The 18701-nt window shown below is 69.0% G+C and carries 20 protein-coding genes; 8 read left to right on the top strand and 12 right to left on the bottom strand.

Features of this window, described 5'->3' with window-relative positions; translation table 11 throughout:
- Positions 1-2 precede the first annotated feature (2 nt).
- Positions 3-896 carry a YihY/virulence factor BrkB family protein gene (locus tag ACM9NP_RS16665; RefSeq protein ID WP_415647633.1) on the bottom strand — a complete coding sequence of 298 codons (894 nt, stop codon included), beginning with the start codon at positions 894-896 and terminating at the stop codon, positions 3-5.
- 47 nt (positions 897-943) lie between these two features.
- On the bottom strand, positions 944-1798 hold the full coding sequence (locus ACM9NP_RS16660; protein ID WP_415647632.1) for an SDR family oxidoreductase: 855 nt from the start codon (positions 1796-1798) through the stop codon (positions 944-946).
- 316 nt (positions 1799-2114) lie between these two features.
- Between ACM9NP_RS16660 and ACM9NP_RS16655 the strand changes: the two genes are divergently transcribed.
- From ACM9NP_RS16655 to ACM9NP_RS16640, 4 genes are all read left to right on the top strand, one after another.
- Positions 2115-2381, top strand: coding sequence for a hypothetical protein (locus tag ACM9NP_RS16655; RefSeq protein ID WP_415647630.1), 267 nt, complete (start codon positions 2115-2117; stop codon positions 2379-2381).
- Positions 2382-2482: 101 nt separating this feature from the next.
- Positions 2483-3415, top strand: a complete 933-nt coding sequence (locus tag ACM9NP_RS16650) for a M20/M25/M40 family metallo-hydrolase (RefSeq protein ID WP_415647629.1) — start codon at positions 2483-2485, stop codon at positions 3413-3415.
- Between the two features lie 109 nt (positions 3416-3524).
- Positions 3525-4073, top strand: a complete 549-nt coding sequence (locus tag ACM9NP_RS16645) for a type 1 glutamine amidotransferase domain-containing protein (protein ID WP_415647628.1) — start codon at positions 3525-3527, stop codon at positions 4071-4073.
- Positions 4074-4212: 139 nt separating this feature from the next.
- Positions 4213-4791 carry a DUF7144 family membrane protein gene (locus ACM9NP_RS16640; RefSeq protein WP_415647627.1) on the top strand — a complete coding sequence of 193 codons (579 nt, stop codon included), beginning with the start codon at positions 4213-4215 and terminating at the stop codon, positions 4789-4791.
- A 60-nt stretch (positions 4792-4851) separates the two neighbouring features.
- Here the strand turns inward: ACM9NP_RS16640 and ACM9NP_RS16635 are convergent, their stop codons facing one another.
- The 4 genes from ACM9NP_RS16635 to ACM9NP_RS16620 form a co-directional block, all read right to left on the bottom strand.
- A complete protein-coding gene (locus ACM9NP_RS16635; RefSeq protein ID WP_415647626.1) occupies positions 4852-5583 on the bottom strand; it encodes a hypothetical protein in 732 nt (243 codons plus the stop codon).
- Between the two features lie 244 nt (positions 5584-5827).
- Entirely contained in the window at positions 5828-6538 is a 711-nt protein-coding gene (locus ACM9NP_RS16630) for a hypothetical protein (RefSeq protein WP_415647625.1), read from the bottom strand.
- Positions 6535-7413 carry an ATP-binding cassette domain-containing protein gene (locus tag ACM9NP_RS16625; protein WP_415647624.1) on the bottom strand — a complete coding sequence of 293 codons (879 nt, stop codon included), beginning with the start codon at positions 7411-7413 and terminating at the stop codon, positions 6535-6537. The genes ACM9NP_RS16630 and ACM9NP_RS16625 overlap by 4 nt, the downstream gene beginning before the upstream one ends.
- Positions 7414-7421: 8 nt before the next feature.
- Positions 7422-7781 (bottom strand): GntR family transcriptional regulator, encoded by a 360-nt coding sequence (locus ACM9NP_RS16620; RefSeq protein ID WP_415647623.1) that lies wholly within the window; start codon positions 7779-7781, stop codon positions 7422-7424.
- 247 nt (positions 7782-8028) lie between these two features.
- Between ACM9NP_RS16620 and ACM9NP_RS16615 the strand changes: the two genes are divergently transcribed.
- Entirely contained in the window at positions 8029-8199 is a 171-nt protein-coding gene (locus tag ACM9NP_RS16615) for a hypothetical protein (RefSeq protein ID WP_415647622.1), read from the top strand.
- 557 nt (positions 8200-8756) lie between these two features.
- Here ACM9NP_RS16615 and helR read toward each other — a convergent pair.
- Positions 8757-10907 (bottom strand): RNA polymerase recycling motor ATPase HelR, encoded by a 2151-nt coding sequence (gene helR, locus ACM9NP_RS16610; RefSeq protein ID WP_415647621.1) that lies wholly within the window; start codon positions 10905-10907, stop codon positions 8757-8759.
- Position 10908: 1 nt separating this feature from the next.
- Positions 10909-12129, bottom strand: a complete 1221-nt coding sequence (locus tag ACM9NP_RS16605; RefSeq protein ID WP_415647620.1) for a glycosyltransferase — start codon at positions 12127-12129, stop codon at positions 10909-10911.
- A gap of 348 nt (positions 12130-12477) precedes the next feature.
- Here ACM9NP_RS16605 and ACM9NP_RS16600 point away from each other — a divergent pair, with 348 nt between their 5' ends.
- On the top strand, positions 12478-13113 hold the full coding sequence (locus ACM9NP_RS16600) for a class I SAM-dependent methyltransferase (RefSeq protein ID WP_415647619.1): 636 nt from the start codon (positions 12478-12480) through the stop codon (positions 13111-13113).
- 85 nt (positions 13114-13198) lie between these two features.
- Here the strand turns inward: ACM9NP_RS16600 and ACM9NP_RS16595 are convergent, their stop codons facing one another.
- Both ACM9NP_RS16595 and ACM9NP_RS16590 read right to left on the bottom strand, forming a co-directional pair.
- Positions 13199-14068: an SDR family oxidoreductase gene (locus tag ACM9NP_RS16595; protein WP_415647618.1), complete on the bottom strand. Its 870-nt coding sequence runs from the start codon at positions 14066-14068 to the stop codon at positions 13199-13201.
- Between the two features lie 216 nt (positions 14069-14284).
- Positions 14285-15361: a GH25 family lysozyme gene (locus tag ACM9NP_RS16590; protein ID WP_415647617.1), complete on the bottom strand. Its 1077-nt coding sequence runs from the start codon at positions 15359-15361 to the stop codon at positions 14285-14287.
- Positions 15362-15576: 215 nt separating this feature from the next.
- On the opposite strand from ACM9NP_RS16590, the gene ACM9NP_RS16585 reads away from it, so the two are divergent.
- Positions 15577-16497, top strand: a complete 921-nt coding sequence (locus ACM9NP_RS16585; protein ID WP_415647666.1) for a siderophore-interacting protein — start codon at positions 15577-15579, stop codon at positions 16495-16497.
- Positions 16498-16573: 76 nt separating this feature from the next.
- On the opposite strand, the gene ACM9NP_RS16580 is transcribed toward ACM9NP_RS16585, so the two are convergent.
- Together ACM9NP_RS16580 and ACM9NP_RS16575 are read right to left on the bottom strand one after the other, a co-directional pair.
- Positions 16574-17752, bottom strand: coding sequence for a cytochrome P450 (locus ACM9NP_RS16580; protein ID WP_415647616.1), 1179 nt, complete (start codon positions 17750-17752; stop codon positions 16574-16576).
- A gap of 106 nt (positions 17753-17858) precedes the next feature.
- The gene (locus ACM9NP_RS16575) at positions 17859-18044 is read right to left on the bottom strand and encodes a hypothetical protein (protein WP_415647615.1); all 186 of its coding nucleotides are present in this window, start codon (positions 18042-18044) and stop codon (positions 17859-17861) included.
- A 105-nt stretch (positions 18045-18149) separates the two neighbouring features.
- Here ACM9NP_RS16575 and ACM9NP_RS16570 point away from each other — a divergent pair.
- Positions 18150-18701 (top strand): lantibiotic dehydratase (locus ACM9NP_RS16570; protein ID WP_415647614.1); only part of this gene is annotated, 552 nt, incomplete at its 3' end.

Raw genomic sequence — 18701 nt, 5'->3', positions numbered from 1 at the left:
GTTCACCCGCCGCGCTCCTGACGGGGCGCGGCGGTTCCGTCTCCGTTGAGGACGCCGCGGCGGGCGAGCAGCCGCGCGTTGAGGACCGCGCCGTACAGCACCACGTTGTTGGACACCCACAGCCACACCAGGAACGCGATGACGCCGCCGAGGGCGCCATAGGTCCGGTTGTACGAGGCGAAGTTCGCGACGTACAGCGCGAATCCCGCCGACACCGCGACCCACGCCACGACGGCGACGATCCCGCCCGCGCTGATGAGCCGGATTCGACCGACGCGGGCGTTGGGCGACGCCCAGTACAGAATCGCGAGGATAAGGCTCACGACGAACAGCAGCAGCGGCCAGCGCGCGACGCCCCAGACCGTCGCTACGGTGCCGCCGGCGCCGAACGCCTCGCCGACCAGTTGGGCGAAGCGCCCGGTGAACGCGAGGCTGGCGAGCGCGAGGACGAGCAGCACGCCGACGGCGACGGTGATCCCGATCCGCAGGCCGTAAACCTTCCACCATGGACGACCCTCGGCCACTCCGAAAATCACATTGGATGCTCGCATGAAGGCGCCCGTGTAGCCGGACGCCGACCACAGCGCGCCCGCGAGTCCGACGATCGCGAGGACGCCCGCCGCGCCGCGCGATTGCTGAAGCCCGAGGATGCCCTCGCTGAGGGTGTCGGCGACGTCCTGCGGCGCGAGTCTCTCGATGTTGGCCACGAGCGTTCGGGTCGCGGCGGGACTGAGCATGCCGAGCACCGACACCAGCACCAGCAGACCCGGGAAGATCGACAGGACCGAGTAGTAGGTGAGCGCTGCGGCCCGGTCCATCATGTGTTCGCGCACGAAGACGCGGCCCGCGTCGACGGCGGCCCCTCGCAACTCCGTGCCGAATCGCCCCACGCGCATTGCGCCTCCTCGCCGAGACCGCCGGTCGTCGATGTCGGATCCCGCGCTCACATGTCCTGTGGCCGTGCGTGTTCTCCCGCGAGTACCTCGGCGAGTCCGAGCGGGCGCCGCCCGGTGACCTGCTCGATCGTGTGGCTGACGACGGAGAGTTCCCCCGTGGCGATCGCCAGATACGACCCCACCCAACCGTCCACAAGATACTTGTCGGCGCCGGATCGGGAGGCGCGCGCCTCCGTCTCGGTCTCGGCGACGTACTCGACCGGTTTCCCGGCGGCGACCGACAGCAGCCGCGCCGTCTCGGTCAGGTCGATCGCCACCGGTCCCGTCACGTCGTAGACCGCGTCGGCGTGGGCGTCGTCCAACAGGGTCGCGACCGCCAGCCGGGCTATGTCGGAGCGCGCGACCCACGCGACCCGACCGGTGCCCGCGGGCCCGCGCAGCACGCCGTCCTCACCGACGAAGTACGGCGCGAGGTCGGCGTAAAGGCTGTTCCGCAACGCCGTCAACGAGAGTCCGGCGTCGAGGATCGCGCGCTCCGTGGCACAGTGCTCGCGCGCGAAGGTGAACGTCGCGTGCGGCGCGGCGGACAGGAACGACGTGTAGACGACCCGTTCGACGCCCGCCTCCGCCATGGCCTCGATCGCGGAGGTGTGCGCCGCCATCCGGTCGACGGACTCCGGCAACGACACCATGAGGACCGTGCGGACCCCGCGCAGGGCCCGCCGCATCGCGGCCACGTCGGCGTACTCGGCGACGTTGGTCTCGGCGGCGTCCAGCGCCGGTGCCTTCTTGGGATCGCGGACGATGAGCCGCTGCGGGACGCCCTGTGCCGCCAGTCGCGCCGCGACCGCCCCGCCGAGCGCTCCCGTCGCGCCGGTGACCGCGATGCTCGGTGTCGTCATGTCGTCTCTCCCTCACGGCCTGAAAACTCTCGTCCCGTCCCCGGCGGACGGGCCATCACGGCGCCATCACCCTCGTCGTCGAACCGCCACTGGGGCGACGACGAGGGGCCGCGGTGCCGAGTGACGCCCTGGCGTCGCCTCGCGCGACTCTCGGAAACGGGACGACCCCCGGTCTGTGTCGCACCAGCCAATCACGAAACATCGTGGCGTGGGCGGCGTCCGGGCGCCCGGTGGGGACACCCGATGCGGCCCCGAAACGCGGCGGCATGTGCGACCCTCGCTGGTACGACCGTTCTCTATCCGACGGGAGACCTCCATGAGCCCAGGAATCGACAACGAGTTGTGCCACCGATCGCGACGCGGATGGGCCGTCATGGCCGCGGTGCTCGCCGCCGCCGTCATCGGGGTGATCATCGCCAGGCAGCGATCCCGGACCGCCGAGGAGGCCACGCTCTCCGTGCCGAGCCGAGCGCGACGCCGAGCCGCCGACGCGGCGCAGTCGGCGCGAGTCGCGGCGACCCGCGCGGTCGAGGGAGCGCAGAACGCGGCCACGGACGCCTACGGCAAACTGCGCCACCACTGACATCCACCAGGACGTCCCGACGTCCCGACGCTTCGCCGTCGTGACCACGGTGCCCGTTCGACCCTTCCGTGAGTCGTTCCCTCATGGACGGAGGTCTCACCATGTCCATTCTCATTCGTTCGACCGTCGCCGTCGCCGCGATCACGGCGCTCGCCGTCAGTGCGGGCTCCGACATCGTCCGGCCGCCGTCGAATCCGACCCACGCCTCGTCGAACGTCAGTCTCACCGAGATGAAGCACCATCTCGAGAGCTTCGAGGACATCGCCGAGGAGCACGACGGCAACCGCGCGGCGGGCACCGGTGGCTACGACGCCAGCGTCGACTACGTCGCCGATCGACTGTCCGACGCCGGTTTCGACGTCACGCTCCAGACGTGCGAGAGCTGTGAGAACTCCGGTGACGTCAACGTCATCGCCGACTGGCCCGGCGGCGACGAGGACGCCACCATCCTGGCGGGCGCGCACCTCGACGGCGTCGAGGCGGGCCCCGGATCGAACGACAACGCCTCCGGGTCGGCCGCGTTGCTACAGGTCGCGTTGACCGTCGCGAAGGCCGACCCCGATCTCGAACGCCACCTCCGGTTCGCGTGGTGGGCCGAGGAGGAGGCAGGCCTGCACGGCTCACAGTACTATGTAGATAGTATTGGCGTGTCGAAGCTCGACGCGTACGTCAACCTCGACATGGTGGCCTCCCCGAACGCGGGCTACTTCGTCGACAACATGACCCAGGACCAGTCCGCGTCGATCGCCGAAGCACTCAACGACGACGGCCTCCCGCCCGCGGAGATGACCGCCTGTTGCAGCGACGACATCTCCTTCTCCGAAGCCGGCCTGCCGACCACGACCTTGTCCGCCGGCTACAGCGACGCGAAGACCCCGGACCAGGCCGACGCCTGGGGCGGGACGTCCGGGGCGCCGTTCGACCCGTGCATCCACACCGCGTGCGACGCCTACCCCGGCAACATCGACCCGACGGCGCTCAACGCGCTCGCGGACGCCGCCGCGATCGGACTCATCGACCTCGCCGGACGATGACCGCCGCGTCGAGAGAACCGGCCGAACGGATTCCCTCGACGCGGCACGACCACGGTGTCACCGTGCCCATAATGGCCGAAAGGATCGCCGACACCGTGGGGGCACCGCCATGACCGACACACTGACCGACGCCCGCGTCGCGTTCCTCGTCGCGCCCGAGGGCGTGGAACAGGTCGAACTGACCACGCCCTGGCGCGCGGTCAAGGAGGCGGGCGGGGCACCGGAACTCATCTCGATCGACGGCGCGTCGGTCGTCCAGGGCTTCGACCATCTCGACCGCGCCGACACCTTCACCGTCGACCACGACATCACCACCGCCCGCGTCGACGACTACGCCGCGCTGGTCCTGCCCGGCGGCGTCGCCAACCCGGACCGCCTGCGCACCGACCGCGCGGCTCTCGCGTTCGTCGCCGAGTTCTTCAGCCACGACAAACCCGTCGCCGCGATCTGCCACGCGCCGTGGACCCTCATCGACGCGGACGTCGTCGACGGGCGGCGGATGACCTCCTACCCCAGCCTCCAGACGGACCTGCGCAACGCGGGCGCCCACTGGGTCGACGAGGAGGTCGTCGTCGACGGACGCCTCGTCACCAGCCGCCGCCCGAACGACCTGCCCGCGTTCTGCGCGGCGCTCATCGACCAGATCAACGGCGACTGATACACGAGACGACCACCGTTGCGTATCGGCCCGATCGTCCGGTACCCATCGCGCCGAAGAACCCGGAACCCGCCCGCATCGACTGTGGTCTCCATACGCTCGGGTGGATAGGACCTCACCGACGAAGGGGGCGGTCACCATGTCATCCGACACACGCCAAGCCTGGGCGCTCGGCGGCACCATGTTCGGCGCCACGATGATGCTCGTCATGGGTGTCTACCAGGTGGTCGTGGGGATCGCCTTGATCTCCAACGACAGCCTGTTCGTGGCCGGACCGGGCTACACCTACACGATGGACACGACGGTCTGGGGTTGGTTGCACCTGGGCATCGGCGCGCTCGCCGTGTTGACGGGTCTATTCCTGTTCACGGGTGCGATGTGGGCGCGTGCCATCGGTATCGCCCTCGCCGCGATCGTCGCGGTGGCGAACTTCGTGTTCCTGCCGTACTACCCGCTGTGGTCGATGGTGATCATCGCGATGAGCATCTTCGTGATCTGGTCGCTCGCCTCGGTATCCATGTCGTCGGGGGTCAGCTCCCGCGGTGACATGGGCACGATGAGCGAGGAACCGTCGGGCCGCGGCCGGGGCAAGGACTGGTCGCGGGTCAACGAACCCTCACGACACGAGGAGGTCGGCCAGTCCTCCTACAAGGCGACAGCCGAGGAGGAACCGTCGTCCTCGATGAAGCGGCCACCCACACGGGGGTCGTCGAGCTGACGACACCACGACGCGGCGCCGGGGCTGATCGCCCCGGCGTCGTCATGTGTCGCCACCGAATCACGAGTGGTGGTTCGGCAGCGGCGCTCGGCTGGTGACCCGCCACGCGACGGCGACGGCGACGGCTATCGCGATGAGCGCCACCGGCAGCCCGATCGCGAGGTCGACGTCCTCGTTTCCGACGATGAGACCCGAGACTCGACCGGGCCAGCCCGCGCCGACCGCGAGTTCGACGACCGCCGCGAGGCAGTACACGCCGATCGCGCAGACCACCGCGAACATCCACCGCATCCGGAAGAACAGGATCGCGATCGACCAGCCCGCCACGAAATGCGCGATGTACACGAGCAGGCTCTCCAGGAAGACGAGTCCGAACTGGTCGGGGCTCGCGAACAGGTGGGCGCCCTCTATCGACTGCTCCCAGCCGTACGCGTCGTAGACGAGCGTCTCCGCGTAGTACGCGCTCGCGATGAGCAGCGCCAAGGCGATCGAGATCAACGGAATGGTGATGACCAGGGTGATCGAGAGCGCCCGTCGAGTGAATCCGACCGCGATGTACGGCTGGAAGCACATCGCGATGAGCACGATGCCGAGCCCGAGCATCCAGTACCGGGGAGGCATGGTGGCGAAGTCCAGGATGCTGTCGGAGACGGTGCCGACCGCGTTGATGATCGCGGTGATCGTCGCGACGACGGCCAACACGAGCATCCAGATCGGCCCGACGTACATGAGGGCGCCGCGGGTGAAGTTAAACGCCAGTCGGGACGGCGAGTATGAGGCATGGGTTGTCATTGTTTGTCCCTTCAGGACTATATGCGGGAGGGGTGGGCGATGGGGCCGTGGGCGGTACGGTCGATCGGCGTCGGCGGCGTCGGCGCGCCGCGGCGACGGCGAGAACCGTCGCCGCCAGCAGCAGGACCGGCACGAGGGCGTCGACTCCCGGCTCGGTGGCCCCGTGCGCGGTCACCGAGAGCCAGGACTCGATCCACGTCCACAGTTGAACGCCTGGAGTAGAGACCGTCATCGCCGCCTCCGGTCAGCGAATCGTCAGGGGCGCGATCGTGGCGCGACGCAGCATCGCCGCGATCGCCACGAGACTCAGCAGCGTCAGTCCGAACGGGACCGCCAGCATGCCGGGCCCCGCGATCAGATCGAATCCATCCACAAGAGATCCCGTGATGCTCTCCCGCCACGACACGGCCTCGGCGATCAGCGCCGGCAGGATCGCCACCGGCAGGATCGCGGTACCGATCCAACCACCGAAGCAGACATAGCCGCTGCAGATCAGCCAACCGGCCACGAAGTACGCGAGATAGAGGACCAGGAACTGCGCGAACAGGGTCGCCGTCGACCCGGCCGAACCCAGCAGGTCCACACCGGAGAACTGCTCGACACCGGCCAGGCCGAACGCGAACCGTTCGAGGCCGAAGCCGACCATCATCAACACCGCCACCAAGAGCGACATCAACGCGCCGTGCACCACTCCGCCGACGAGCACGTCGCGGCGGGTCCGTCCGTGGGCCACGAACACCCGCAGGCTCGGCGCCGACACCGCGACCCCCAGCACGAGCAGGAAGTACTGCGGCAGCCAGCGGGCGCCGCTCCACACCGACGACGTCACCTCACCGAGGGAGCCGATGGCGATGGTGATCAGCGCGACCACGACGACGAGCACGGCCCACAACCCGAGTGCCAGTGGGCCGAGCAACCTCGTCAGCCACCATCCGATCGACGGGGGACGCTTCATGACCGACGCTCCTTCGCCGTGAGGTGGATGAACAGGTCCTGCAACGGAACCGGACCGAGTTCCAGTCCGGCGGCCTTGGCGGCACGACGCTGCTCGGCGCCGAGCTCCCCGAAGGTCGTGACCTGCGTCGTCCCGCCGAGAATTCGCTCATTGAGGACGGTGAGCCCCGCCGTGAACTCCGCGACGGCCGCGCTCGGCCCCGTCACGGACACCCCGCGCTCGCGCAGGTCGTCGGTCGGCTCGTGGAACAGCACCCGTCCCTTGTCGATGATGACGACCTCTTCGAGCAGCGACACGACCTCCTCGATGAGGTGCGTCGAGATGATGATGGTGCGCGGGTGCTCCAGGTAGTCGGCGAGCAGTTCCTCGTAGAACGCGGCCCGACTGGGTGCGTCCATGCCAAGGTGGACCTCGTCGAAGATCGTCAACGGGGCGCGACTCGAAAGCCCGAGAACGACGCCCAGCGCCGAACGCATTCCCCGAGACAGCGCGCTGACGCGCTTGCGAAGCGGCAGTTCGAAACGGTCGACCAGGCGCGCGGCCAAGTCCGCGTCCCAGTTCGGCCGGAAACGAGCCGCGAAGTTGAGGGCGACGGACACGCGGTCGGAGTCGAAGACGTCGCCGCCCTCACGGATCAGGCAGATCTGGGAGACGATGTCCGCGTTCTCGAACGGCGGTTGACCACCGACGAGGACCTCCCCGCTGGTCTGCGGACGAAACGCCGCGATCACGGAGGCCAGGCTGGTCTTGCCGGAGCCGTTGCGGCCCAACAGGCCGTAGATCTTCCCACCGTCGAGCCGCAGACTCATCTCGTCGAGAGCGCGAGTGTCCTTGTACTGCAAGGTGAGGCGAGACAGTTCAATACCGAGGGTCATGGTGGGGGTCACCGATCCTTGTGGTCGTTGATGTAGGTGATGACGTCGTCGAGGCTGATGCCGATGGTCTTCGCCTCATCGATGAGGGGCTGAAGGATCTCGACGAAGAAGCGCTCGCGGTGCTCCTGGCGGAGCTTCTCCCGTGCGTCGGGGCTGACGAACATGCCAATGCCGCGTCGCTTGTAGAGGATTTCCTCATCGAGCAACTGCCGAAGCCCTTTGGCCGCCGTCGCCGGGTTGATCCGATAGGCGGCCGCGTACTGATTCGTCGACATGACTTGCGAGTCCTCCGCCAACGCTCCCGAGAGGATGTCGGCCTTGATGCGCTCGGCGATTTGCCGGTAGATCGGGCTGTGATCGTCGAACATGTGGCCACCTCCTAGTTCGCTAGCTCTGTGGTTCATTACTTGACTAATGAACCATACAACAGACGAACCATGATCGGCAAGCGGATGACCCCGCGCTTCACTCCTCGTCCGTCCTCGCCGCCGCGTCGGAGGAACGGGACCGACGAAACCGCTGGTGGAGCGCCGATCTTGAGCATCGCGGCCGGGGTCGGCGACGCACGGACATCGGAACTCAACTCGTGCACGACTCGATTCGGCGCGCGCCGAAATGAGGACCATCAAGCCGGCCTACTACGGCGGCAGCGCGAGCGTCCGACCGAGGACGGTCCTCTCCTACGACGTCACGGCGGGTGTCAGTTACTTCATGCGGATCCGCGCGGTCGTCGGCGCCTCCGACGTGACGCCCGTCCGCTGCTCGTCGAAGTTCATCAGCCAGTAGCCAGCGTCACCGCGAACATCGCCGGGCGGCCATGTCGACTCCGACATGGACACCCGACTGGCGGACACGGGGCGGGACAACCCACCACCTCGCCGGGCCGTTCTTCGGCTTGGTGGGGCGGTGTACGTCTCGAAGCCGTTCTGCGGGCAGCGGTAACGAAGACCCACCAAGCCGCAGAAGACCACCACGGCACAACTGAAGCGAATCCCTTCCACCCCACAGTGGCNGAGTTCCCCGGNTTGGTGGGTCTCCCTTCCTGCCAGTGGTCCACGTCGCGGACCCGCACACCACCCCCACCGAGCCGCAAGTCTCCGACCACCCGACAAAGCACGCGAGCCCTGACAGCGAACAAAGGCCGCGCCCGAAGAACACTCCTCGGGCGCTGCACCGAGCCCCGCCGTCGTCCAGCCCTTTCACTCGCCTTGCGCCGCAGGCATTGCACACTGATGGGCTCGGTGCCGAACCTCGCGTCCGGCACCGAGCCGCTCGACGATCCCGCGATCGTCGCCTTTCGAGGGTCGGCCGCGTCGCCTCGGCGAGGGTCGCGGCTCGACCGGTCAGCTCGTGAGGATGACGAGCCGCTGGGTCGCCCGCGTCATCGCGACATAGCGGTCGACCGCTCCTTCGATGCCCCCGCCGAACTCCTCCGGGTCGACGAGTACGACGAGGTCGAACTCGAGCCCCTTCGACAGCTCCGGCGTCAACGACCGCACTCGGGAAGTGACCTGGAACGTCGGATCGCCGATGACACAGGCGATCCCGTCGTCATGCGCGGCGAGCCACGCGTCGAGGATCGAGCCGAGATCCGAGATGGACCCGTGCGTGACGGGGACGCCGCCGCTGCGGATGGACGTCGGCACGTTCGCGTCCGGGAGCACGGCCCGGATGACCGGCGCGGCCTCCGCCATGACCTCCTCGGGCGTCCGGTAGTTGATGCTCAACGACGCCAGGTTGATCCGGTCGAAGCCGACCCGTTCGAGCCGATCCCGCCACGGCTCGGTGAACCCGTGCCTGGCCTGGGCGCGGTCCCCGACGATCGTGAAGCTCCGGGACGGGCAGCGCAGCAACAACATCTGCCACTCGGCGTCGGTCAGTTCCTGAGCCTCGTCCACGACGATGTGCGCGAAGGGCCCCGCCAGTTCGTCCACCTCCGTCCGAACCGGACCCTCCACGTCGATGAGCGCGTCCTGCAGATCCCGCCCGTGCAACATGATCATCGCGCCCTCGTTGTCGTCCTCGGCCTCAAGCAGGTCCTCGATGACCCTCGACCTGCGCTCGCGTTCGACCGCGACGGCGGCGTCCCGTCGGCGTTTGCGGCGGGAAGCCTCCGGGTCACCGAGCCGCTGCCGCGCCGCGTCCAAAAGGGGCAGATCGGATACGGTCCAGGCCCGGACGTCCTCGCGTTGGAGGCTTCGAACGTCGTCCGGGTTGAGCCACGGAGCGCACTTCCTCAGGTAGGCGGGCACCGACCACAGGTCTCCGACCAGGTCGGCGGCCTCGATGAGCGGCCACGCGCGGTTGAAGGTGGTGACGAGCTCCCTGTTCCGCAGCAGGGATTTCCGAAGCTGATCGTCGGGGACGTCCTCGTCGTCGTGCTTGTCCACCAGGATCGCCAGCAGCTCCTCCCAGATCTCGTCGCGCGCGTCGTTGTGCGGCGTTCCGGGATCGGGCGCGCCGAACGCCTCGGCCCAGTCGTCGGCGCTCAGCCAGACGTCCGACCAGTGGGTCGTGACCGTCATTCCCTTCGTCGGGGGCTCCTCGTAGAACTTGACGGCCGTCTCGATCGCCTTCACGAGATTCGCGGACGCCTTCAGGGCCGCCACGTGCGGATCCGTCTCGATCCCGGCGGCGGAGCCCTCGGCGATGAGGTCCCGCAGGGTGCACGTCTGAACGCCCTCCTCCCCGAGTCCGGGAAGGACGTCGGCCACGTACGCGAGATATGGCTCATGTGGACCGACGAACAGCACTCCGCCTTGGCGGTGGCCGAGACGCGGGTCGGCGTACAGAAGGTAGGCCGAACGGTGCAGCGCGACGACGGTCTTTCCCGTGCCGGGACCGCCGTCGACGACGAGGGCGCCCCTGGATCCCGCGCGGATGATGGCGTCCTGATCGGCCTGGATGGTGCCGAGCACGTCGCGCATGCGGTCCGTTCGCTCGCCGCCCAGGCTCGCGATGAACGCGGACTGGTCGTCGAGTGCGGCGGCGTGCCCCTCGAAACCGTCCGAAGTGAACACCTCGTCCCAGTAGTCGGTGATCCGGCCGAGGGTCCAGCGATAGCGGCGACGCCTCGTCAGGCCCATCGGGTTGCCGTGAGTCGCCCCGAAGAACGGCTCGGCCACGGGCGACCGCCAGTCGAGCAGCAGCCGACGGCCCTCGCTGTCGGTGAGTCCGAGTCGTCCGATGTAGATGAACTCGCCGGTGTCCGCGCTGACGATGTGGCCGAGGCACAGGTCCAACCCGAAGCGACGCAACGCGCGCAGGCGAGCCGTCAACCGATGGATCTCCATGTCCCGATCCAGGGCCTTCTGGCCGACGCCGCCGGGCGCCCGGCGTTCGACGTCGAGACGCTCGGACAGTTCCGCGATCGACTGTTCGAGGCTCGCCTCGATGGCCGCGAAGTGCCGCTCGTCGGCGGCGATGAGCGCGGGGTCGGCCTTGGCGGCGAGGGCGACGGGCAGGTCGAAGACGCCGTTGTTCGGTGGATTCACGTCATGCACTCCGATCGAGCAGTAGGTTCGCGGCGACGGTCGCCCCGTCCGCGCGGATCGCGGCGGCCACAGTGGTAGCTCGCTCGCGGGTGGCGGGCGTCAGCGCCGTCTCGAGCGCGGCCGACAGGGATTCGGCGGTCGGAACGGAACCGTCGTGGGCCACACCGATTCCGAGTTCGGCGACCCGACCCGCCCAGTACGGCTGGTCCACCGCCTGCGGCACCACCACCTGCGGTGCCCCGGAACGGGTGGCCGTCATGGTCGTGCCCGCCCCGCCGTGGTGCACGACGGCCGCCGTCCGACGGAACAGTGCCTGCTGGTTGACTTCTCCGACGGCGAAGCAGTCGGGCTCGTCGTCGATCAGGGCCAGGTCCGCCCAGCCGCGGCCGACGACGACTCGACGGCCCCGCGCGCGGATCGCCTCGATGACCGCCCGCGCGACGTCCTCGGGAGACCGAAGACCGGGGGCGTGCGCCGCCATGCTGCCGAAGCCCACGTACACCGGCGGCGCGCCCGCGTCCAGGAATTCCTCCAATTCGGATGGTAGCGGAGGGTCGTCGTCCAGGATCCAGGCGCCGGTCTGCACGACGTCGACGTCGGAGGTCTCCCGCCACGGATCCAGCGTCGGGTCCGTCGCCAGCCACGGCGTGTCGGTGTAGACGTGGTCACGAACATCATCCACTATCGACATTCCGAGCGATGCCCGATGGTCGTTGAGAGTCGGACCGAACAACTCCCCGATGTCCTTGGCGTCCAACTCCCACAGCGCCCGGTTGTCGGTCACCTCCGGAGGGAACGCCCGACCCGCCCGCGCCAGCGGCGCGCGGAACGGCGACGGCAGGGTGATCTGCTGGAAGGTCACGTACACGTGGCGGACGCCGAGTCTCTCGGCGGCGGACCGTTCCGCGACCGGCATCATGCCGCCGCCCACCACGACGTCGCAGCCCTCGGCGGCGGCGATGACGGTCTCGAACTGCGCCGAGACCCACTCGGCCGCGCGTTCGGGCAACCCCTTCGCGGACGGTGGCGTCGTCCCGGTCACCATGGGGCGCACCGGTCGTCCGACCGGTACGAAGGACACCCCGAGCCCGACCGCCAGCCCCGCGAAGTCGGGCGGCGCGCACAACCGCGCGTCCGCTCCGAGAGCCCGCAACCGCACCGCCAACGCCAGCATCGGTTCGACGTCCCCACGCGACCCGTACGTCGACAACAACACACGCATTCCGTTACTCCCCAGCCTCGCCGTTTCCGGTCTCGGTCGGCAATTGTGCAGCACAGGGCCGTCATCGAAGGGCCCCCGGTGTGCCCTGTACCGGGGCCCGTGCGCTATACATTGAAAGAGGCGGGGGAACGGATGTCTCCTTTCCCAAGTCGTCCACTACGGACCAGACAAGCCCTCGCGTCGCACCGGTGGGGCCGAACAACTCCCCCGTGGAACGTCTTCGGCGCACACCGCTCTCGCCCCCGCGTGAAACCTCCGCAAGGCCAAGCCTTCCCGCGTCAAACCACCAAATCCGGTGTCGTTGAGGCGTGGCGGCGGCGGTTCGACCGACCGCTAACATGTTCGATCGTGGACACGAACGGCTGGCTGACCGACACCCGAACCTCCTACGACACTGTGGCCGCCAGTTACGCCGAGCAGTTGCGTGACGGCCTGGCCGGGAGGCCGCACCTCCGCGCGGCGTTGTCGCTGTTCGCCGACCTCGTGCGCGACGTCGGCGACGGACCGGTCGCAGACGTCGGCTGCGGCCCTGGCCACGTCACGGCGCACCTGCGGGCCTTGGGCGTCAACGCCTTCGGCATCGACCTGTCCCCGTCCATGATCGACGTCGCCCGGCACGAGTACCCCGATCTTCGGTTCGAGGTGGGCTCGATGACGGACCTGGACCTCGCCGACGCGTCGGTGGTCGGCCTGCTCGCGTTCTGGTCGCTGGTGCACGTTCCCGACGAGGCGATCCCCGGCGTCCTCGCGCAGTTCCGGCGCGTGGTGCGCCCAGGCGGGCCGCTTCTGCTCGGCTTCCACGTCGGCGACGAGTCTCGGCTGAAGTCCCAGGGCTACGGCGGCCACCCGATGAATGTGTACGTCCACCGGCGCAGGCCGGAGACGGTGACCGCCTGGCTGCGCGACGCCGGGTTCACCGTCACGTCGCAGCTGCTTCTCGGACTGGACGAGGACATTCCGGGCGCGATCCTGTTCGCGCGCTGACCGGGCGGCCGAGCCGGATCATCAACCGGACGTGCCGCGCCATCGTCCACTCAGGCCTCTCGCGACCGGAAAGCCCTGGCAACGCTCAGAGGGTGAAGCCGCCGTCGCTCGTGATGACCTGTCCGACGATCCAGCGGCCCGCGTCGGTGGCGAGCCATCCGATGAGACGCGCCGGGTCCGACGGCGTCCCGAACCTGCCGAAGGGTGTCCCCGCGATGAACTCGTTCAGGTCGTCCAGGGGTCGATCGGCGGTCTCGGCGTCCAGGTATCCCGTGTTGACCGGGCCGGGATTGACCGTGTTGAGCACGATGCCGCGTCGCGCGAGTTCGCTGGCTGCGGTCTTCGTCAGGCCCGCGAGCGCGGCCTTGCTCGCGGCGTAGGCGACCTCGCCGGGCATCGGCCCGTCCTGTTGGCCGGACGTCATCCACACGACGCGACCGGTCTCGTGTTCGTCGACCCGTTCGATCTCGGCGCGTTCCCCCGGTCGGGTCGGCTCGGTGTCCGTCGACGGCGCGAAGCGGTCGGCGAAGTGCTTGGTGAGCAGGATCGTCGCTCGGGTGTTGACGGCCCAGTGCCCGTCGAGGCGTTCGGCGGTCATGTCGAACATGGACCCATCGCCGCCGGAGCGGGCGTGGTTGCAGACGAGGACGTCGAGCCGTCCGGTGAGCGCGAGCGCTCGGTCGATGAGTTCGGCGGGGGCCGCCGGGTCGGCGAGGTCGGCGTCGTCGTCACCGAAGGACGCTCCGGGCGTGAGGGCCGAGCGGATCCCGTCGGTGACGGCGTCCAGGGAGTCGCCGCCCCACGGCTGTTCGGCGTCGTGCCGCGCGAAGTGGTGGATGAAGACGCTGGCGCCGAGTTCGGCGAGCTGTCGCGCGATCGCGTAGCCGATGCCTTTTCGCCGGGATACGCCCGTGACGAGCGCGGTCTTCCCGCGTAGGGGGAGAGGAGGGCGCACCGGTGATCCTTCGTTCAGGGGCAAGGTGGTGACCAGGGTAACGACCGGGAATCGGTCGATGACGAGCACCCATCACAACACAATGGATGATTGTCGAGGAGGCTCGTCGGGCGGGGACGGCACCCGGCCCGAGCCGTCGGGCTCGGGCCGAGTTCATCGTCCTCAGGGGGTCACGAACGTCCCGGTCGTCGGGACACCGTGACGGGCGGGTCCTGTTCAGTCCCAGCGGTCCTGGTTGAGGAAGCGGGCGACGCCACGCCAGGTGTTCGGTCCGGGAACGCCGTCGATCGGGCCGGTGTAGCCGTGCTCGGCGGCAAGGCGTTGAAGGGCGGCGTAGGTGTTGGGTCCCGGAACGCCGTCGATCGGGCCGGTATATCCATAGTGGTCGCGCAGTTCGCGTTGCAGCGCGGCGTATGTGTTGACGCCGGGAACGCCGTCGATCGGGCCGGTGTAACCGGCTTCCATGGACAGCCAGTTCTGGGCGCGCTGCCAGAAGATGACGCCGGGAATGCCGTCCGTCTCGGTGCTCGTCTTGGGGAGCGGGTCCTCGCCCGGGGGCGGTCCACCGTCACCGGGAACGATCTCGAACGCGTCGGGCTTGGCGACGTTCAGGTCGACGGGGTGCGTGCCGCCGGCGGTGCCGACCGAGGTGTACTGGTGAGCGGCCCAGCCGGGGAACTTCCCGCCGAGGTCGGGCTCGCCGGGGTAGGAGCCGTCGTTGGCGCCCCACATCGCGACCCACAGTTTGACGCCGGTGGCGACGGTGGCGTCCCAGTCCATCGACCGGACGACCGAGGACGACATGTAGACCCACGGCACGAGGTCACCGAGTCGTGATTGGACTCGCTGGAACCAGGTCGCGACCTGCGCGTCGTTCCACAGGTTCACGGAGTCGTCGAGGGCCTCGTTGTCGAGGGCGATGACGTCGCCCTCGCGGTAGTCGTGCAGGTGGTCGACGAAGTAGTCGGCGGCGGCGACGGGCGACTGGAAGTCGCCGACGAGCCAGTAGTGTCCGACGGTCATGCCCGCCGCGCGGGCCTCGTCGACCTGGCGGGTGTAGTGCGGGCTGACGTACGGACCGTCGGAGAGCTGGGAACCGCCGGCCTTGACGATGGCGAACTGGTGGCCCTCGGCCGCGGCCTGGCCGAAGTCGAGGGAGGCCTGGGTGGTCGCCGCGTCGATGCCGGGAACCGTCGTCGCGTCGATGGACGCCGCGTGCGCGGGCGCCGACAGCACCGCGGCCGCGAGCAGGGTCGTCGCGCCGAGTGCGGTCAGCGCGGATCGGTAGTTCATGGGCATTCTCCTGCCATGAGTGAATCGAACCTCATCAATATCACCGTGGGTGTCGCGCGACGGTGGCGGTCCGTGGCACTTCACGCCGGACTCACAGCACGGGGCGACGTCCGTCACGAAAGTGCCCCGCGCCCCGGAGCCCGCCGCGATCAGGAAAGTTAGGCTTACCTTCTTTCAGCGTTTCGTCGGACAGGGATCAGCACATGGAGTCATCCGTGACACAGGGCCAGAGCATCGACAACCCGTTCCTGCTGTACGCGGTCCGGGTCACGGCGATCAAGCAGGTGAGCCCGACGTTCCGACGGTTCACCTTCGCCGGCCCCGACACCACGTCGATCGCCGACACCGGTTACGACCAGCGGATGAAGTTGATCTTTCCGTTGCCCGGCAAGGACTTCAGCGACTTCCCGATGATCGACAACTGGTACAGCGCGTGGCGGGCGCTGCCGAACGACGAGCGTCCCCCGGTCCGCACGTACACGCTGCGCAACGTCCGCCCCGAGACCGGCGAGTTCGACGTCGACATCGCCCTGCACGGTCGGCTCGGCCCCGCGTCGACGTGGGCGTCCGACGCCGTCATCGGCGACGAGATCATCGTGACGGCACCGAACTCGCGATCGGCGACCTACGGCGGCGGCATCGACTGGCACCCGCCGGCCGCCGTCAACCGGGTCCTGCTCGTCGGTGACGAGACCTCGGCCCCCGCGATCGCGGGCATCCTCGAGCGGCTCGACCCGTCGACGATCGGCGCGGCGGTCCTCGAACTCCCCGACGCCGCCGACGCGGCGATCATCGGACGCAAACCCGACGGCGTCGAACTGACGGTGCTCGGGCGGGGCGACGGCCCGGTCGGTTCGGCGTCGATCCCGCGCGTGTGCGCGATCGCGACGGAACTCGTGGAGGCCCCGATCGAGTCCGCGACACCCCTTGAGGACGTCGACGTCGACACGGACCTGTTGTGGGAGGCCCCGACCGCCGACGTCGTTCCGTCGTCGGCACCGCTGTACGCGTGGCTGGCGGGCGAAGCCGTCGTCATCAAGACCCTGCGGCGACACCTCGTCACCGAGTGCGGCGTGGACCGGCGCGCGGTCGCGTTCATGGGGTACTGGCGGCACGGCAGAGCCGAGACGAACTAGGGACCCCGCATCTCGCCGGGTGCCTCGCGACGCACCTGGAACCCTTGCGGCGGCGAAGAACCGGGGTCGACGGGTCTCACCGCGTCACGGTCACCGGGAACGACGCCAGACCGCGCAGCCCCGGTTCGACGCGCCAGGCCGCGCCCTCCGCTCCGGGGCGGATGTCCCGGTAGGTGGCGAGTAGCCGCGTCAGCGCGATCTCCGCTTCGAGCCGGGCCAGCGGCGCACCGAGGCACAGGTGCCGCCCGCGCCCGAACGCGTGATGGCGTGGGCTCTCGCGGGTGACGTCGAAACGCTGCGGGTCCTCGTTGAGCGTCGGGTCTCGGTTGACGGCCGCGAGGTTGACCAGAACGAGGTCTCCGGCCGGGATCGTGACCCCGGCGAGGTCGACGTCCTGGGTCGCGTAGCGCCCCGTCGAATGGCTCGCCGTCGGCTCGAACCGCAGGATCTCCTCGATGGCGGTCGGGATGAGCCCGGGGTGTTCGCGCAGCGCCTTCAGTTGCCGCTCATGGCGAAGCAGGGTGTACACGCCGACGGTGACGAGACTGACGACGGTCTCGTGGCCCGCCGACAGCAGCAGGAACACCGTCGCGGTGACCTCTCCGTCGGAGAGCGTCCCGTCGACGTCCCGCGCGCGAACCAGAGTGGACAGCACGTCGTCGCCCGGTTCGGCGGCCCGCCGCTCCACCAGCTCGGCGAGATCGTCACGGACTCGCGCCAGCCGACCCGTGTCGCCGTTCGACGCGGCGACCAGCGGCGCGAGGTACCGGTCCTGCTCCTCGTCGGGCACACCGAACAGTCCGAACATGACCCGCAGCGGCAGGACCGCGGCGACGTCGGCGACGAGATCGACGTCGCCGTCGACCCCGCTCAGCAGGTCGTCCACGACCTCGGTCACCCTCGACCGGAGTCGCGCGATCTGCGGGGCCGCGAAGTGCCTGGCGACCACCCCCCGCAGCCGCCGATGGTCCGGCGGATCGGCGATCCCCATATGCCTATGCCCGTCGAACACGCCGACGCCCGCCCGGTGCGCCGGATCGTTCGAGAACCGCCGATCGGTGAACACCGACGCCGCGGCGTCGGCCGTCGTCACCACCCACACTCGACGGCCGTCCGGCAACGTCGCGGGGTGGACGGGCGCGCCGTCCCGCAGCGAGGTGTACCACCGGTGCGGATCGGCGGTCAGCGGTCCCGGCAACTCGCCGTATCGCGCGAGGGCCTCGAGCCCGGCCGCCGCGTAGCGTTCATCCATCATGGTCTTCCTTTCGCGATGCCCGTGAGCGCGGATCGCCCCCGCCGTCGACGGCGGGGGCGATCGTCAACCACTGTCAGTCGCCGAACGGCGCCGGCACCGGCACCGGCTACCAGCAGGACGGGCAGCGCGAGGCGCTCCAGTAGGTCGTGCAGGTCGACGTGGCGCCTCCGGCGCGCACGCGCTCGGCCGCCATCGTCGAGGCGTCGTCGGATTCCACAATGGTGAGATCGAGATCGAGGAGGTCCATGTCCTCGACGGCGGAGAGCTGGGGGTTGTCGGTGATGGGTTGCATCACGCACTCCTTTCCGGCAAGCTGGCGACATTTATTGCCAGCCAATGAATTTCGGCGAATGTTACCATGAGATTACGGATTTCAAGTCCAGATTGGACATAGACTGTGGTCGATCATTACGCCCTCGCCGGCCCCCTGCTCGCACGCGTGGCGCCATGGCCAGCGGGTTCACTGCCAACGATCCCCGACATCGATCCGGGCGAGAACGCCGACGCCGCCCCCCGGCTCCTCGCCGAGTCCATCAAACACCCATCATTCATGGCGGCCTTGTGGGCGGCCAGCCCCGACACCGCCCGCGCCGTCACCACGCCCACCGCGTCAACCAAACCCGATCGACTGGCGCTCACCGTCTCCCGCTACGCCCTTCGCGCACGATCCCGCGCCACCCCCTTCGGCACGTTCGCCGGAGTCTCCATAGGACGATTCGACGACGAGGCCGCGTGGCGACTCGGCACCGACCACCGACGACTCATCCGCGCCGACGGAGCCTGGACCGACACCATCGCCGCCCAAATCGAACAGAACGATCCACACGCGACGGTCATGGCGCATCCACTGCGCCGCGTCAGAGGCAACCGCGTCACCCTGCCCACCACACCCGACCGCGAAACCTCCATCCGCGCCAACCCCCTCGTCACCGCGCTCCTCCACCGAGCG

It is taken from the genome of Stackebrandtia soli (assembly GCF_965137155.1).
GTDB lineage: Bacteria > Actinomycetota > Actinomycetes > Mycobacteriales > Micromonosporaceae > Stackebrandtia > Stackebrandtia soli.
This window is presented reverse-complemented; position numbering and strand designations above follow the sequence as displayed.